This window comes from Flavobacterium frigoris, assembly GCF_900111075.1.
GTDB classification, from domain to species: Bacteria; Bacteroidota; Bacteroidia; order Flavobacteriales; family Flavobacteriaceae; genus Flavobacterium; species Flavobacterium frigoris.
The window spans coordinates 71,850-89,014 of record NZ_FOFZ01000009.1 but is presented as its reverse complement, the minus strand read 5'-3'; the positions used below and the strand labels follow the sequence as shown (position 1 = coordinate 89,014).

Genomic DNA, 17,165 nt, shown 5'->3' with positions numbered 1-17,165 from the left:
GTATGCATAAGGAAATGAAAAGAAACTATAAATCGATGAGAAAAATTGAAAAATATCACGTTTCTCCTTATTAGTACTTAGAAAAGCAAAATTATTAAAAAAAAATATTATGAAAACGAATAGACTTTCAAATAATCTCACAACCGCATTGAATGAGCAAATGACTAAAGAAGCACATGCTTCCCAAATATACTTATCATACGCTGCATGGGCTGATAACAATGGATTCAGCGGCATCGCAAATTTTCTTTTCCGTCATGCAGCAGAGGAACGAAACCATATGATGAAAATACTCGAATACATATTAAACAGAGGTGCAAAAGCCACAGTTACTGCTATTCCTGCACCTGCAACCGATCCTGTCAGTGTAAATAATTGCTTTGAAAAAGTATTTGACCATGAAGTGGATAATACAAAATCCATTTATAAAGTGGTAAAAATGGCACTCGATGAAGAAGATTGGGCTACATGGAATTTCTTACAGTGGTTCGTGAAAGAACAAATTGAAGAAGAAAATCTTGCCAGCCTTTTACTGGATAAAATTAAAATTGTGGGCGGTGAAAAAGCAAACGGTGATGCACTATACCTATTAGATAAAGAATTGGAAAAAAGGTCTAGTGAGGTAAGTATGGCTCAAGATGCTACCACTACTAATCCCTAATAAACAGGTTAAAGGCTTGGGTTTTTATTGATGATTTGAATTAATGTTCGGATGAAGCCTGCTTAATCGTAGTAATGAACCAAATAATTAAAGTAATATAAAATAATAATATGAAACGAAGTATAAACAGTTTATTAGGCTACATCATTAAAGGAACTGATGGTGAAATTGGAAAAGTAGATGATTTCTATTTTGATGACCAAACCTCAACCATACGGTATTTGGTGGTAAAAACGGGAGGATGGCTTTCCGAAAAAAAAGTTTTGATTTCGCCCGAAGCATTTCAAAAACTGGATAGCGAATCAAAAACACTATCTGTATATCTTACGCAGGAAAAAATAAAAAACAGTCCTGATATTGACACAGACAAACCTGTTTCAGAACAACAGGAAGAGTTGATCCGTGGATACTACGCATGGCCCGGCTACTACGGAAACGGAATGTATGGACACATGGGGTTAGGCATGTGGGGATATCCGTTAGTTGAAGTAAGAGAGACAGAAAAGGAATTGATAAAAAGGAAAGCAGAAGAGCATACTAATGACAAACCGCATCTGCGAAGCACACGTGAAGTTACAGGGTATGCTATTCATGCAACGGATAGCGACATAGGCGAAGTCGAAGATTTTATAATTGATGATGTAATCTGGAAAATCAATTTTCTTGTTGTGGAAACCGGCAACTGGTTTTCGGGAAAAAAAGTGATCATTTCTCCACATTGGATTAAACAGGTAAAATGGCAGGAGCAAAAAGTCATCATCAATCACTCAAAGGAGCAAGTGAAAAACAGTCCCAAATATGATTCTTCGCAACAGATTAACGATTCATATGAGCATTCACTCAATGACTATTACGAAAAATAAAATAACAATTATGGAAATTTTACAAGAAGCAGCCGTTTTTGAAAAAGCTAAAATGAGTCATATGTCTAATAGTGATAGAGTGACAGCTTCAAGAGAAGCGAAACGGCTTGTATTAGCAATCAACAAGATCTATAAGAAGACAAAAGAAGCAACCTTAATGGATGTAATGAAGCGATTAACCGTTAAGAAAAAAAGAATTGATATTCGATTGAAAGGAAGAGTTAATTCTTGAGTATACCAATAATTCCTAATAAATAAACACAATGAAAAATCATATTGTAAAAATAATTTCAGTGGAGTCAGTAACACATGATGTAAAGCGATTCACAATACAAAAGCCAGAAGGTTTCAAATTCATATCGGGACAGGCAACCGAGGTGTCCATAAATACTCCTGCACTTAAAAATGAAAAACGACCTTTTACATTTACTAGTTTAAATGATAATAAACATCTAGAATTTACAATTAAAATTTATGATAGTCATAACGGAGTTACAAAAGAATTGGGAAAATTAAAGAACGGTGACGAACTTATCATCCGTGATGTTTGGGGCGCAATTGAATATAAAGGCGAAGGGGTATTCATTGCTGGTGGTGCAGGTGTCACACCATTCATTGCAATTTTGCGGCAGTTACAAGCTGATGAAAAAATTGCTAACAATAAACTCATTTATACAAACAAGACCGAAAGTGATATAATTCTGAAAAAAGAATTTAATGAAATGCTCGGTAAGAATTTCATCAACACGCTCACTGATGAAAAAAAAGAGGGTTATGAAAATGGTAGGATTGACTATACTTTTCTAAAAGAAAAAATAGATAACTTTAAACAGCACTTCTATGTTTGTGGTCCACCACAATTTGTAACAGCCATCTCAGAAGCACTCGCCCAATTAGGAGCGAAAACTGATGCAGTAGTTTTTGAGAAATAATCTGTTAAAACGTCTTTAACTATTTATGTTCTTTTCTCGAATTTAGAATTATATAAAAATCTCCTTAAATTCATATTGTGTACGATACAAACGCATCCAATAGCAATAAATCATGAAAAAAAAACATAAAAACGACAATAACCCAAAACATATTTTGTCTCCTAATGGCGTTAATTTTTATTTTATTTTTTTCTGAAAATATTGGTTAATATCTTGATAAAAAAAATACTTTTGGCACTTTACATTCCGATAAGACACTATTGTTCAGTCTTTTATTTCAACTAGTTCTCATAGCTTGAATCCTTTGGTCATTTGGCACCTGGCAATCATAGATGAGATTCCGCAAAATAAAAAAACATACTGTTAGATCTAATTGGAAAGATAAAGATTAGAAAATAACACGGTTGATGTTTGGGAAGAGCTTCTCAATACTTATCTAAATAAAGATGTTAAGCTAGCTAATCGATAGTTTTTTAGAAAACTAAAAGCTAGATAATAAATAATAATTTACATGAAAGCACTAAAAATCGTGAAATACAGTAAAATTAAAGACAGCTTATCCATCAATGAGATCGAAAAACCTTCTTTAAAACAAAATGATATTTTAGTTGAAGTTAAAGCAGCTTCGTTAAATACTATCGATTACAAAATGGTAGAAAGTAAACTGAAAGAGATGATTTCTTTAAACTTACCAAGCGCAATAGGTTTTGACGTATGTAGTGTGGTGGTTGAGAAAGGTGCAGATGTAAACAATTTCTAAATAGGAGATGAAGCCTTTTCCAGAGTGCCACAAGAAAAAATGGGTACTATTGCAGAATTTGTAAGTGTAAATAGTGACCTAGTTGCTAAAAAAACCAAAAATAGTTCTTTCGAAGAAGCAGCAGCACTTACATTAACAGCACTTACACCAATATAAGCCTTGGAGAGCGTTGGCATTAAAGAGAATGATAGAATTCTTATTCATGCTGAGGCTGGTGGTGTAGGTAGCTTTGCAATTCAATATGCTAAAGCTAAAGGAGCTATCGTATATACGACTACCAGCAGCGAAAATGTAGACTGGGTCAAAGCTTTGGGTGCTGACCGAGTAATCGATTATAAACCTGAAGATTATAAAGAGGTTGCAAACAATTTGGATATTGTTTTTGACACTTTAGGGAATGAGTACACCTTTGATGCTTTTGAAATCATTAAAGAAGGTGGAAAAGTGACTACGATAGTAGGTCCAAAGAAGAGTTTTTAAAATTCAATCTTAATAAGTTATCGGAATTAAATAAACTTAGCATTGAGGAAAATAAAATATTGTTTTGTAGCAAAAACATACATGAAATAATGTACTTAATAATGAAAGGGTTACGGAGATTATAAAATAATTAGAGTTGATAACGAAGGTTGACTGAAATCTTTATGAATTACTTTATAATTAAATATTACTAAATTACTATTTAAGATTCTGAAAAATATTGGGGAGCCTAAATAAACTCCCCAATATCAAAATCTTCCAAATCATTTTTATGCAAAATAGAAGAACCAGAATCCGTCTCTGAAGAAAGTGTACCGTCAAGCAGCTTGGCTATTTTTTGAGAAGCATCTTCTATAGAATTTTCCAATAGGTCGAATAATTCGGTTCCTTGTATTTTCTGAAGTAGGACTGCGGCTGTTTCCTTTTGAGAGGGTCTCATTTTCTCTTTTTTTAACAACGTTTTTACAGTGCTTAATTCTTCAAAGGTAACCCCTTGGGCAAAACCATTTTCGCCATCAGATATTCCATAACTATTCCATTCTTCTTCTTCATTCTCAAAATCAGGTACATTCCTAAAAACTTCATCCAGTTCTTCTTGTGAAATTTGTTCATCGACTTTTTCTTCGTCGATTTCAATATCAAAATTATCCGTTTTATGTTCCTGCTCTAGCTTTTGACTTTCATTGGTACTCATTGGCACTGAAAGACTTCGTTGCGGCTTGGGTTGTCCCATAATATCGGGTAGATTTGGATTACTTTTTTCTTGTACTGGCTTTTGTTCAGGATATTTCTTAATGACAATTTTATCTTGTAACAGTAGTACAATTATGATAAGCAAACAAATTACGATTACTGTTTCCATAACTTCATTATAAAATGGGTTTGTATTTATCGTTAAAACTCTTGGTAATCTGCTCACCAAATTCCTGAAAATGGTAATCCAGTAAATTGTCTAAATAAGCATAGATAGTAATCTTGTCTTCGCCAATCACCTGAACGATACGGGATAGTTTTTCGTGAAAATCAGGTCTGATATAGACGGTTTTTCCGTCACGTGCATTGGTGTCAATTCTTTTGAAAAAGATACTTTCGTAATCCCCTTCGTTTACCCGTTTGCCCCTACTCTTTTCCTTAATCATGGTTTTCTCTTTGGGAGGTTCTTTATAATTCCCGTTTTCAGTTTCCTTTTCTATCGGAAATTGCAACCCTTCTTTTTTTATACCATCCACCATCAGGTTCATCATCAACTCTTCGTTAATTTCGGGAGTGTTTTTTTTCTTGTTTTCTTTCTCCATAATTCTATAATTGAATGATTTCTAAAAATTCGTTTATGAATTGATCTAACTGACAGGCTTTCATCAAACGTTCATCGGGTGGCATTACAGTAGAACGAAATACAGTTTTGCTATGTTCTTCACTTTCTTTACGAAAGCGAGTGCTGTTCTTAATTTGGCTTTGCATTAAACTTAATCCCAATTGCTCGATTAGTTGATTGTAAACTTTGTACAAAGGCGTACTTTCTCTACCGTCCACCTGATTCCAAAACAGGTTAATAGTTTCTATAGAAGTTGCTCCTTTTTTCATAATTACATCTTGCAATAGCTGCGTAAAAATGAGTGTGCTTTCCATAACCAAACGATCAGCCGTTATTGGCGTAAAAATGTGGTGCATTCCTGCCAAAGCTTTCAGAATACCAGGAGTATTCACCGTTCCAGGGAGATCAAAAAATAGAACATCAATTGGTACAGTAGTATTATTTAAAAATTCCTGAGCAGCCTCCAATACGCTTTCCGCTTTGTGCTGTAGAATGGGATAGGCTTTTTTTTTGATGGTGGTAAATTGTTTGTAGGCTAGTTTTTTCAAATGCTCATTTTCCATTACCATGGCCAAATCACGAGATTTCATTTTAAACAAACTATGTTGCGGAAAATCGGCATCAAAGACGGCTACATTATAACCTAATCGATAGTGCAATGTACTTGCAACTAATGTTGTAAACGTACTTTTTCCGACACCTCCTTTTTGAGAAGAAAAAGCGATAAATTTTGTGTTGTGATTTGCATTCATAGTTCCATTGTTTTTAATTATTTATATCGGTATTTACTTGTATTTGTATTTCTTCAATTAGTTAGCTACAGCAATGGGTGTGTACCTCTTTATCTATGATTTTATGTAGTTAAGTAGGCATTTAACAAAATATCTGCACATTGCATTATTTATTGATATCTGTAGGCAATTCCATGAATATTTATCTGCAGGAGTACCTAGAAACTTAAGTACATCTGTACTTAATCATATAACTATCTAGCTCAATTCCTATCTAGTTATAACTGTATGTCTGTACTTTTCTATAGTGATACTTATGTAATTATGTTGTTACGTACATAGCTAACTAGGTATTCCTGTTTGTTTATAAGCACAAAGAAACAGAGCGATAAAAGTCCATTTAACATTGTGGTTGTTCTTGGCTTTTAGTGACACGATTTGTCTAATCCTACAGGCATAACTTTAAAAAATTCAATGACTTACTTTGTAAAAGGAGAAAATCAATGAACCAATGAAAGGATCAAATCAATATCTGGATAAGAACTGGAACGGCCTAAAGCCGTTTTTTCCCTGCTATACTAAATCTAGTTCCGCCGGCAGGCGGGCGGATTATCTGTTCACCAGAACAGAGCAAGTTGTGTTTTGAGGCACTCGAAATGAATTCCGTGCCTCAAAACAACTTGCCCGCCGCGGCGGGGCTAAAACTCCCTCCGAAGTCGGGGTTTTCTAAAAATTAAAATTGGAATGATGATGGAGAATCAAGAGAACAAAAAACAACATAAAGGCGGTAGGAATCCCAAAAAGGATCCTAGCATTCATCGTTATGTTTTTCGTTTAACGGATCAGGAAAATGCTAAATTCCTTTCGCTTTTTGATGCTTCTGGATTAGACAATAAAGCTCGTTTTATTACTTCGGTACTATTTGAAAAGCAAATAAAAACGGTAAAAGTAGATATGGCGGCAATGGATTATTATATGCGCTTAACCACTTTATATGGTCAGTTTCGTGCGGTTGGTGTTAATTACAATCAAATTGTGAAGATATTATACCGCAATTTTTCTGAAAAGAAAGCAGCAGCTTACCTCTTTAAATTGGAAAAACAAACAATAGAATTAGTTCAGTTATGTCACGCTATCACTCAATTAACAGCTGAGTTTGAATTAAAACATTTAAAAAAAGAAGAAAAATGATAGCTAAAATTGGTCGTGGAGCAAATATAATTGGCGCGCTTTCTTATAATCAACTAAAAGTTGACCAAGAAAATGGAGCAATACTAGCGAACAATAGAATAAGAGAAACAGTCAATGGACAGTTTACTGTTAACCAATTATACAGCTCTTTTGAACCTTATTTAATGGCAAATAAAAGAACAGAAAAACCTGTTTTGCATATCTCACTCAATCCAAATCCAAAAGACAACGTTAGTGATGAAAACTTTAAACTAATAGCTAAAGATTATATGGAACTTATGGGCTATGGAGACCAACCGTATGTAGTATTTAAACATACTGATATTGAGCGAACCCACATACATATCGTTTCGACCTGCGTAGATCGTTACGGTAAAAAGTTACCTGATTCCTATGAAAAATTACGTTCTATGAATGCCTGTCGCGAATTGGAACAAAAATATCAATTGCTTCCTGCTACTGAAAAGAACCACAATTCAAAAGAAGTTATTTTTAAACCCGTTGACTACAAAGAAGCCAATGTAAAAAGTCAAATAGCATCGGTAATTCGGCATTTACCAAAGTATTATAAGTATCAAAGTTTAGGAGCATATAACGCATTACTTTCACTATTCAATATCACTGCCGAACAAATAACAGGTGAAATTCAAGGTCGGACTAAGCAAGGACTCGTTTATTTTGTATTGGATGAAAAAGGAGAAAAAGCAACAAATCCGTTTAAATCTTCTCTCTTTGGAAAACAGGCTGGTATGGACAGTTTGCAAAATCATTTCGAACAATCGAAAGAAAAAATGAAAACTGAACCTGCAAAAGAGATCCTAAAAAAAACGATCGAAGTTGCCATTCATACCTCTTATAATGAAACCGATTTTAAGAAACAGCTACTAGAGCAAGGTGTAAATACGATTGTTCGAAGAAATGACCAAGGACGCATTTACGGAATGACTTTTATTGACCACGAATCTCGCACTGTATGGAATGGATCACAATTGAGTAAAAATTTATCTGCCAACGTTTTTAATGAGTTATGGAAAAATGATGGAACTCAAAAAGTTCAGAATGATAGTAAGATTAATAAAATAGACTTATCCAAAAATCAAGAGAAAGATTCTAAACCAGAAAATGAAAAACCACACGCTCTTTTCGATTTTCATAATGGAAATAATTCAATACATTCTAATACTGATTGTGGACTTATAGAAAGTCTTGGAAGTTTATTACCAAATGCTCAAGGTGAAGATTATGAAGAGCAAGCATTTGCTAATCAAATGAAGAAAAAGGCGAAACGAAACAATCGTCGCGGCAAGAAATAGTTTCAGCGAGACAACAAATGCCAATGAACGCCAATGGAGGCCAATTACCAAAGATTCCTTTACGTTCGATCTACTTTCGCCTGTTAACTTTTAACCTTTTAATTATGCAAGGAGAAGACGATTTAAGAGGACTCGCCAAAATAATGGCTTTCATGCGTGCGGTAGGCATACTATTATTATTGATGCACTTTTACTGGTTTTGTTATAGCTTTTTCTTAGAAAAAGGTTGGACGCTAGAAATTATCAATAAAATACTAGGTAATTTTCAGCGTACGGCAAGCCTGTTCTCTCATACCTTATACACCAAGATTTTTGCTCTGGTGTTGTTAGCTTTAAGCTGTTTGGGAACAAAAGGAGTAAAAAACGAAAAAATTAGTTGGACAAAAATATACATTGCCTTAATCATTGGATTTATACTTTTCTTTCTCAACACACCCTTATTGAAATTGTCAGTTGGAATGGCTATAACTTTATACATCTTGACTACCTCAGTGGGTTATATTTCGTTGATGGTAGCTGGTGTATGGATTAGTCGTTTGCTTCGCACCAATCTCATGGATGACGTTTTTAATAATGAGAATGAAAGCTTTATGCAAGAAACAACATTGATGCAAAATGAATATTCCGTTAATCTGCCAACCAAATTTTACTATAAAGGCAAATGGAATCAAGGATGGATTAATGTAGTAAATCCATTTCGAGCCTCTATAGTTCTAGGAACACCGGGATCTGGAAAAAGTTATGCTATTATAAATAACTACATCAAGCAGCACATTGAAAAAGGATTTTCGATGTATATCTACGATTTCAAATTCGATGATCTTTCGACAATTGCTTACAATCATTTATTAAAGCATAGCGATAAGTATATCGTTAAACCAAAGTTCTATATTATCAACTTTGACGATCCTAGCAGAAGCCACCGTTGTAATCCCATAAATCCAGATTTCATGACAGACATATCAGATGCTTATGAATCTGCCTATACCATTATGCTGAACCTAAACCGCAGTTGGATACAAAAACAAGGGGATTTCTTTGTGGAATCTCCGATTATATTATTAGCAGCCATAATCTGGTTTCTGAAAATTTATGATAATGGAAAGTACTGTACTTTTCCGCATGCCATTGAATTACTCAACAAGAAATATGTTGATGTATTTACCATCCTTACTTCCTACCCTGATCTCGAAAACTATTTATCGCCGTTTATGGATGCTTGGCAAGGTGGCGCGCAGGATCAGTTACAGGGACAAATTGCTTCCGCAAAAATTCCGTTGTCACGAATGATTTCGCCCCAACTCTATTGGGTTATGACTGGAGATGATTTTTCGCTGGACATTAACAATCCAAAAGAGCCTAAAATTCTATGCGTTGGTAATAACCCAGACCGTCAGAATATTTATTCTGCGGCACTGGGTTTGTACAATTCGAGAATTATAAAACTAATCAATAAAAAAGGGAAATTGAAAAGCTCAGTGATCATTGATGAGTTGCCAACAATTTACTTCAGAGGACTTGATAATTTGATAGCCACAGCCAGAAGTAATAAAGTAGCGGTCTGTTTGGGTTTTCAAGATTATTCGCAATTGACACGTGATTATGGTGACAAGGAAAGTAAAGTTATCCAAAATACTGTGGGGAATATCTTTAGCGGTCAGGTTGTGGGAGAAACAGCCAAAAGCCTATCTGAACGGTTTGGGAAAGTATTGCAGAAACGCCAGAGTCTAACCATCAATCGAAATGACAAATCAACTTCGATTTCCACACAATTAGACAGTCTGATTCCAGCTTCTAAAATCTCTACACTTACACAAGGAATGTTCGTGGGAGCGGTTTCAGATAACTTTGATGAACGCATTGAACAGAAAATTTTCCATTCTGAAATTGTTGTAGATAATGAAAAAGTAGCTTCAGAAACTAAGGCATATAAAAAGATACCTGTTATCTTATCTTTCGTTGATGAAAATGGTGAAGATCAGATGAAAGCCAAAATTGAGGCTAATTACAAACAGATAAAACGGGATATTGTTTCGATTATTGAAAGTGAATTGGAACGGATAAAAAACGATCCTGATTTACAACATTTGGTGCAGGAGGGTTAGTTGAAAAGAATATCGATGATCTGGCAAATCTAACTAATCCATATCAACTACTGTTAATTATTTAATTTCAAACACTGACGACCATTTTCGAAACTATGGATTTCTCTTTACCAAAGAAGGGTGGATACTATGATAGACCTAAGACCTCAATTCATTTATAGACAAATACGGCCCAGCTATAAACATTGATCTGGATAATGATGCGTTGAATTTCAAATTAGCTAAAAGTGTGGGAGAATATTTCAGATTAGATTAGATAAAAATGGACGAAATAATTAATCAAATCCTAACTGCAGTAAGCAATTGGAAATTAATAGATAAAGAAATTTGTTTTTCTAGAGTATAACGGGAGTTGATGGATAAGGCTCTTGAAAAATAAAACATTCCGGAAATGAATATAAAATCTTTACAGAAATCTATTTTCTAGCCACAAGAAGTATTTTCTATGTGTAAAAACTTCATTCACAAGGGCTTTACACATGCTATCCTGCAAAGATAATAAGTTCCTTTTAAATTCCCTAAAGCTGTTCAAAACTCACGACAATCAACCCAATATTATTCAGAAAAAATCCCTATTTTTAAAGTCGAATAAAAGCGTTAGCCATGTCATTATTCCAGCCTTCAGTTCTCAAGAAATATTTAAGCCAGCAAAATGAAGCTGCAAATTAAAATATCTATTAGAAAGATAAAACAACCAGCCGAAAAAAGTAAAACAATGACCCTTCAACAATACATTAGCAAAATAAATACCCTATTTCAAACCGGAAACGCTCGCGAACATTCGTATCGTGGAGATTTACAAAATCTATTAATGGCGATCTTGCCTGATGTTTTAGTGACTAATGAACCCGCTCGTGTAGCCTGTGGAGCACCTGATTATGTCTTAACTCGTAAAGACATTCCGTTAGGGTATATTGAAGCCAAGGACATTGGGGTAGACTTAAAGAGCAAAACCTTAAAAGAGCAATTTGACCGATACAAATCAGGATTATCGAACCTTATTTTTACGGATTATATGGATTTTCATTTCTATAAAGATGGACAATTCATTACCAAAATCGCAATTGCTACTATAGAAGAAGGAATCATTGTTCCACTTCCCGAAAACTTCGAACAATTCAATAATCTTATTCAAAATTTTGCTGAAGTAGTTTCACAAAGCATAAAATCGCCAACGAAGCTGGCACAAATGATGGCAGGAAAGGCAAGATTGATGGCTGATGTTATCGAAAAATCTTTGAACAACGATGATGTAGAGAACAAACGATCGCAGTTAAAATCCCAGATGTTATCGTTTCAACAAATGCTGATTCACGATATTGACAACAAATCATTCTCAGACATCTACTCTCAAACCATTGCTTATGGAATGTTTGCAGCACGCTATCATGATCCAACCTTACCTACGTTTTCCAGAATGGAAGCTGCCGACTTAATCCCGAAATCGAACCCGTTCTTACGAAAACTATTTCAAGACATTGCGGGTTACGACTTGGATACTCGTTTAGTTTGGATTGTAGACGAATTGGTCAACATTTTCCTAGCGACCGATGTGTCTCAGATTATGAAAAATTTTGGTAAAAGCACCAAACAAGAAGATCCGGTAGTACACTTTTACGAAACCTTCTTGGGCGAATACAACCCTGCATTGCGCAAAGCACGTGGAGTCTGGTACACACCGCAACCGGTGGTGAATTTTATTGTGCGTGCCGTAGATGATATTTTGAAAACCGAATTCAACTTACCGCAAGGATTAGCAGACACCTCTAAAACTAAAATCAAAAAGAAAGCTGTTACCCAAACAGGTACAGGAGCCAAATCGAAAATTGTAGAAGTAGAAACCGAAATCGAAGTTCACAAAGTACAAATTCTAGACCCAGCCACAGGAACAGGAACATTTTTGGCAGAAGTAGTCAAACACATTCACCAAAAATTTAAAGGACAACAAGGCTTTTGGAGTAAATATGTAACCAACGACTTGATTCCTCGTTTGAATGGTTTTGAGTTGTTAATGGCGAGTTATGCGATGGCACATCTTAAAATGGATATGTTGCTTACTGAAACAGGTTATAAACCAACCGACGACCAACGATTTCGTATTTTCTTGACCAACTCGCTAGAAGAAGCACATCCTGATACCCAAACTTTATTTAGTTCGTGGCTATCTGATGAAGCAGACCAAGCTAATGCTATTAAGCGTGATGCGCCTGTGATGGTGGTGATTGGAAATCCACCGTATAGTGGCGAAAGCGCCAACAAAGGCGAATGGATTACAAACCTGATGGAAGATTATAAAAAAGAACCAGGAGGAAAGGAGAAATTAAAAGAAAAAAACTCTAAATTTATAAATGATGATTATGTAAAATTCATGCGTTTTGGACAACATTTTATTGACAAAAATGGGGAGGGGATTTTGGCATTTATCAATCCTCATGGTTTTCTAGACAACCCTACTTTTAGAGGAATGCGTTGGAATTTATTAAAGACTTATGATAAGATCTACACTATTGATTTGCATGGCAATAACACTAAAAAAGAAATCGCCCCAGACGGAAGTAAAGATGCAAATATTTTTGACATTAAGCAAGGTGTTTCAATAAACCTATTTATAAAAACAGGAAAAAAGAGAGTCGACGAACTAGGTCAAGTTTTTCATTTCGATTTATTTGGAAAACGTGAAATGAAATATAATTTCCTAATGGACAATTCATTAAAATCCATCAATTTCAAAAAATTATCAAACGAATCTCCCAATTATTTTTTTACAGATAAAAATTTCGATGAGCAAGTTGAATATGAAAAAGGATTTCATATCATCGATTGTTTCCCAGAAAACTCTTTGGGAGTACTTTCAAAAAACGACAATATTTCTATTGATTTTAATAAATCACAACTAACTGAAAGAATTGAAGATTTTAAAAACTTAGATGAAAATGAAGTAAAAATAAAATACAATGTTAAAGCAGATAGTAGAGATTGGATTTTATCGAAAGCTATTCAAGATTTAAGAGAAAACAAAGAAAGTAGTAATTTCAAAATGATTACATACCGGCCATTTGATAATCGCTGGACATTTTTTACAGGAAATTCAAAAGGTTTTTTTGCTTACAGTCAAAATAGGATTATGCGAAATCTAAAATCAGGAAATAATTTTGCTTTAATCTCAGGAAGACAAGGTCAAGCAGTTGGTAGTATGCAATGGAATTTATCATTTGTCACTAATACAATTTCTGATCAAAATATATATTATCGTGGAGGCGGTACAGTATTCCCTCTCTACCTCTATCCCGAAACCAATACCCAACAAAACCTATTAGAAACTCACGAGCGCGTTCCTAATTTAAACATGGAAATAGTCAAGAAATTTGCAGATGGTTTGGTCTTGTTTTTTACACCAGAAGAAGCTCCTGCAGGAGTTACGGTAGAAACTAACCAATTGACACCGCTAAATATTCTAGATTACATCTATGCAGTTTTGCATTCGCCAAGCTATCGTGAAACTTACAAAGAATTCTTGAAAATCGATTTTCCACGAGTGCCTTATCCTACTGATCTACGAAAGTTTTACGATTTAGTGGAACTCGGTGGTCAATTGCGTCAGTTGCATTTACTAGAAAGCGAAACAGTAGAAAATTATATCACAGAGTATCCCGAAGATGGAGATAATATTGTGGGGAAACCAAAGTATGTAGAGCGTTGCATGGTTGATGAAGATAGTACCATCTCACACAACGATCCACCTTACCTAATGGGACGTGTGTACATCAACGACACGCAATATTTTGATAACGTTCCAGAAACCGCATGGAACTTTTATATCGGTGGCTACCAACCCGCTCAAAAATGGCTCAAAGACCGCAAGGAGCGTGAATTATCATTTGAAGACATATTGAATTACCAAAAAATGATTGTGGCCTTATTTGAGACGGATAGGATTATGAAGGAGATTGATAAAATTGGGATTTAATATTTAAAAATGGAAAAAGAAAGACTTTTTGAGTTAATCAGGAAAGAAGAAGTATTATTATTTGCTGGTGCAGGCATGTCAATGTATGCTGGATATCCTTCAGGCAAAGACTTAGCTAAAATAATGCACAACAAGCTAACTACCAGCCAACAGGATGAAGTTCAACTCAACTCTGATTTACTTCAAATAACTGAAGACATCTATAACCTTAAAAACGGTAATAAAAACTTCATAATTGAGATTTTAAAGAAAGAGTTTCAAAAAGATCCTATTTCTACGGAAACTCATAACCTACTTGCTAAAATACCACAAATAAAAACTGTGATAACTACCAATTATGATGATCTATTTGAAAGAACAAACAGAAATCTAGAAGTAATTCGGAGAAGTTCAGACTATTCTATTGTCGATTCAAAAAAGCAATTATTGTTTAAGATACATGGTGATCTATCAGATACAAAAAACATCATTCTTACGAAATCTGACTACAATAATTTTTTCATTGAAAATAAAGCGGAAACCGTTTTTTGGACCGCTGTAAAAGATAGATTAGTATCAAACCATATTTTATTTATTGGTTACTCTTTAGAAGATTCAAATATGATGGTCTTGTTTGAAAGAATCTTACGTGAATTGGGTGATCACGGCAAAGAACTTTACTTCGTCGCGCCATCTATTAATTTAGTTAAGAAGAAATTTTTAGAAAAATCTAAAATTAATTATATCGAAAGTACAGGGGAAGACTTGATTAAAGAGATCTACGAAGATTTAAAATTGAATTATATTCCGGGGTTATCTAGAGGTAATGGTACCGCAGATACTGCATTTGATTTTGGAAAACTAAATCAAATTGATTTTCAAATTAGCAAACGTAAAAATACTCTACAAATTGGAAAATTTTTTTCATTACAAGGTCTAGGAAAGACTGAAATAAAATTTAATCTTGAATTACCTGATGATAAAAGAGAGGGAATATTAAAAGCCTTAAGAGGGAAAAGCTTTGATGATGTTATTTTAGATTCAGAAACAATTAGAGAGTTTAGTCATTTTTTCAATGACATTAGAATTTCGAACGGAGACAATGTAAAAAAATTCTTGATAAAGAAAATTCCTGACATTCATGGTAATTTTGAATTTGTTTTTGAAGATGGTTTTGAGCTAGACAATTATAAAATGGAGATTTTTATAATTAATCCCGAAGAAAACAAATCTCAAATGAAAATTATGTTTGTTGACTTTACGGTAATTATAGAAATGATTTTTAATGACGACAATACACAATATAAAATTGAGATTCTTCCAAACAAACTGATTTCATCTGTAAAAAGCGGCTTACACTTTTACAATATATTTTCAAGAATAACTAATAATCAAAAATTTAGACTCTTTAAAGATGACAAACTGTTTTATACCTACGATAATAAAATAAAATTTGAAGAAGATTCTTTTGACGCCAAATTTCTTTTAGATTACTTTCAGAAACTAAAAAAAATTGAGCAACATTTCGCTGTGAAATTCAGCAATATTGTTTGGGAAGAACTAAATAAAAAGACTGTTGAAAGAATAATTACATACATTGAGAAAAAGTTTCAAAATGTTGATTTCCTCGGTTTAAATTTAAATGACTATGATGAAAAGCAAATAAATAATATGCTTAAAGCGACCACAAATGAATGGGTGTCTTTCTATTCAAATCAAGAAGTATCGATTTATAATTTACACAGTTTAGATTTTAAAATTGGCTACAAACATCACATCCTTCAGGATGCTTACATAGCTAATAAACAAGATGTAATAGATCAAAAAACTACAGTTATAGAATTGAAGAGTAAGTCAAATTCAATGCAAATTCAATATAGCGACCAAAAAACAATTATTTCAAATTAATAAAACATTAGATTTTCGAACTTGTAGATTAGTTCCACAATCATATAAATTGACTTAAAAACAAGAGTTATGGGCTGCGATATTTCTACCTTAAGCAATCACAATTTAAACCTAAGTAGTATTGAAGCATTGGCTAATGATTTGGCCAATCGTTTCGGTTATACCATTGAATTTGGTTATTATAGCCACCAAGTTTACACTGATCTGCTCGGCCACGACATTGAAGAAGATTTTGTGTCCTTGGGTAGTATTGAAAAAACACCTTTCAAAAAAAAATATAGATTGCTTTCCTGCAATTATCAACAGAAATTGCTTTTTGAAAAACATGGTGACGCCTTGTTTCAAATGAAAAGCTATTGGAACTGGTCCGAACCAGATGACACAAAACCGTTGCCCAATCATGAAAGAATTGAAGAAGAGAAAAGAGGTATTCTTATAGCAGAATACGATTTTGAACCTTTTTTTGAATTTGATGAATACAACCATCTCACTATTTACGATAAGATAGTAAGTAATGATTTTGACTATTATGCACGTTGGTGGACATTGTGCAGTACAATTCAAGAAAGAAACGGATTTGATGAAGATTGTTTTAAAAATTATCGACTACAAAAAGCAAAATTAACTTGTTTATTAGGTGGAGACAAACTCTACTATGTCAATGATCAAAGCAAGTTTTTGGAAGGTGTTGGTCAAGGGTCAGAAAGTGAATTTACATGGAAAAGTTTAGAAAAGCACATTCTGGAAAAATTAGGAGATTGTTTGATTTCTATTTCTCAATCAGTTTTGGACAAGCAATATCTATGGAGAATGAAATTATTGGATGAAATAAAAATAGGTTTTATGGATGATTTTGAGGATATAAAAGATATGATGTAACTTTTGTTCCTAAATAGCTAACGATGAAAAAAGTACATTTAGATGTTAGTTATATGTCGGGCATGAAAAACAATTATTTTA

Annotated in this window: 13 protein-coding genes and 1 pseudogene; 11 read left to right on the top strand and 3 right to left on the bottom strand. The window is 33.8% G+C overall.

Annotated features, from left to right (window positions below):
- Window positions 1–109: 109 nt before the first annotated feature.
- The 5 genes and pseudogenes from BMW63_RS12510 to BMW63_RS12490 all read left to right on the top strand — a co-directional run.
- Window positions 110–661 (top strand): ferritin, encoded by a 552-nt coding sequence (locus tag BMW63_RS12510; RefSeq protein ID WP_026977715.1) that lies wholly within the window; start codon window positions 110–112, stop codon window positions 659–661.
- 110 nt (window positions 662–771) lie between these two features.
- Window positions 772–1,524: a PRC-barrel domain-containing protein gene (locus BMW63_RS12505; protein WP_074723807.1), complete on the top strand. Its 753-nt coding sequence runs from the start codon at window positions 772–774 to the stop codon at window positions 1,522–1,524.
- 10 nt (window positions 1,525–1,534) lie between these two features.
- Window positions 1,535–1,756 carry a hypothetical protein gene (locus BMW63_RS12500; RefSeq protein WP_074723859.1) on the top strand — a complete coding sequence of 74 codons (222 nt, stop codon included), beginning with the start codon at window positions 1,535–1,537 and terminating at the stop codon, window positions 1,754–1,756.
- A gap of 31 nt (window positions 1,757–1,787) precedes the next feature.
- Complete coding sequence (locus BMW63_RS12495; RefSeq protein WP_074723806.1) at window positions 1,788–2,456, top strand: FAD-binding oxidoreductase; 669 nt, start codon at window positions 1,788–1,790, stop codon at window positions 2,454–2,456.
- Window positions 2,457–2,967: 511 nt separating this feature from the next.
- Window positions 2,968–3,681, top strand: a pseudogene (locus BMW63_RS12490) (NADP-dependent oxidoreductase); the annotation flags it as partial.
- Window positions 3,682–3,925: 244 nt separating this feature from the next.
- Here the strand turns inward: BMW63_RS12490 and BMW63_RS12485 are convergent.
- Genes BMW63_RS12485 through BMW63_RS12475 form a run of 3 tightly spaced genes read right to left on the bottom strand, consistent with a single transcriptional unit; the run spans window position 3,926 to window position 5,763 of the window.
- Window positions 3,926–4,558 carry a conjugal transfer protein TraD gene (locus tag BMW63_RS12485; protein ID WP_074723805.1) on the bottom strand — a complete coding sequence of 211 codons (633 nt, stop codon included), beginning with the start codon at window positions 4,556–4,558 and terminating at the stop codon, window positions 3,926–3,928.
- A gap of 7 nt (window positions 4,559–4,565) precedes the next feature.
- Window positions 4,566–4,991: a DUF3408 domain-containing protein gene (locus tag BMW63_RS12480; protein WP_074723804.1), complete on the bottom strand. Its 426-nt coding sequence runs from the start codon at window positions 4,989–4,991 to the stop codon at window positions 4,566–4,568.
- Between the two features lie 4 nt (window positions 4,992–4,995).
- Window positions 4,996–5,763: a ParA family protein gene (locus tag BMW63_RS12475; protein ID WP_074723803.1), complete on the bottom strand. Its 768-nt coding sequence runs from the start codon at window positions 5,761–5,763 to the stop codon at window positions 4,996–4,998.
- A gap of 723 nt (window positions 5,764–6,486) precedes the next feature.
- Here BMW63_RS12475 and mobA point away from each other — a divergent pair.
- From mobA to BMW63_RS12445, 6 genes are all read left to right on the top strand, one after another.
- On the top strand, window positions 6,487–6,933 hold the full coding sequence (gene mobA, locus BMW63_RS12470; protein ID WP_139174238.1) for a conjugal transfer protein MobA: 447 nt from the start codon (window positions 6,487–6,489) through the stop codon (window positions 6,931–6,933).
- Window positions 6,930–8,246 (top strand): conjugal transfer protein MobB, encoded by a 1,317-nt coding sequence (gene mobB, locus BMW63_RS12465; protein ID WP_074723802.1) that lies wholly within the window; start codon window positions 6,930–6,932, stop codon window positions 8,244–8,246. Before mobA ends, mobB begins: the two co-directional genes overlap by 4 nt.
- 104 nt (window positions 8,247–8,350) lie before the next feature.
- Window positions 8,351–10,351: a conjugal transfer protein MobC gene (gene mobC / locus BMW63_RS12460; protein ID WP_074723856.1), complete on the top strand. Its 2,001-nt coding sequence runs from the start codon at window positions 8,351–8,353 to the stop codon at window positions 10,349–10,351.
- A 715-nt stretch (window positions 10,352–11,066) separates the two neighbouring features.
- Window positions 11,067–14,318 carry a type ISP restriction/modification enzyme gene (locus tag BMW63_RS12455; RefSeq protein ID WP_074723854.1) on the top strand — a complete coding sequence of 1,084 codons (3,252 nt, stop codon included), beginning with the start codon at window positions 11,067–11,069 and terminating at the stop codon, window positions 14,316–14,318.
- 9 nt (window positions 14,319–14,327) lie between these two features.
- Window positions 14,328–16,205, top strand: coding sequence for an SIR2 family NAD-dependent protein deacylase (locus tag BMW63_RS12450; RefSeq protein ID WP_074723801.1), 1,878 nt, complete (start codon window positions 14,328–14,330; stop codon window positions 16,203–16,205).
- A 69-nt stretch (window positions 16,206–16,274) separates the two neighbouring features.
- The gene (locus BMW63_RS12445) at window positions 16,275–17,084 is read left to right on the top strand and encodes a hypothetical protein (protein ID WP_074723800.1); all 810 of its coding nucleotides are present in this window, start codon (window positions 16,275–16,277) and stop codon (window positions 17,082–17,084) included.
- Window positions 17,085–17,165: the final 81 nt, after the last annotated feature.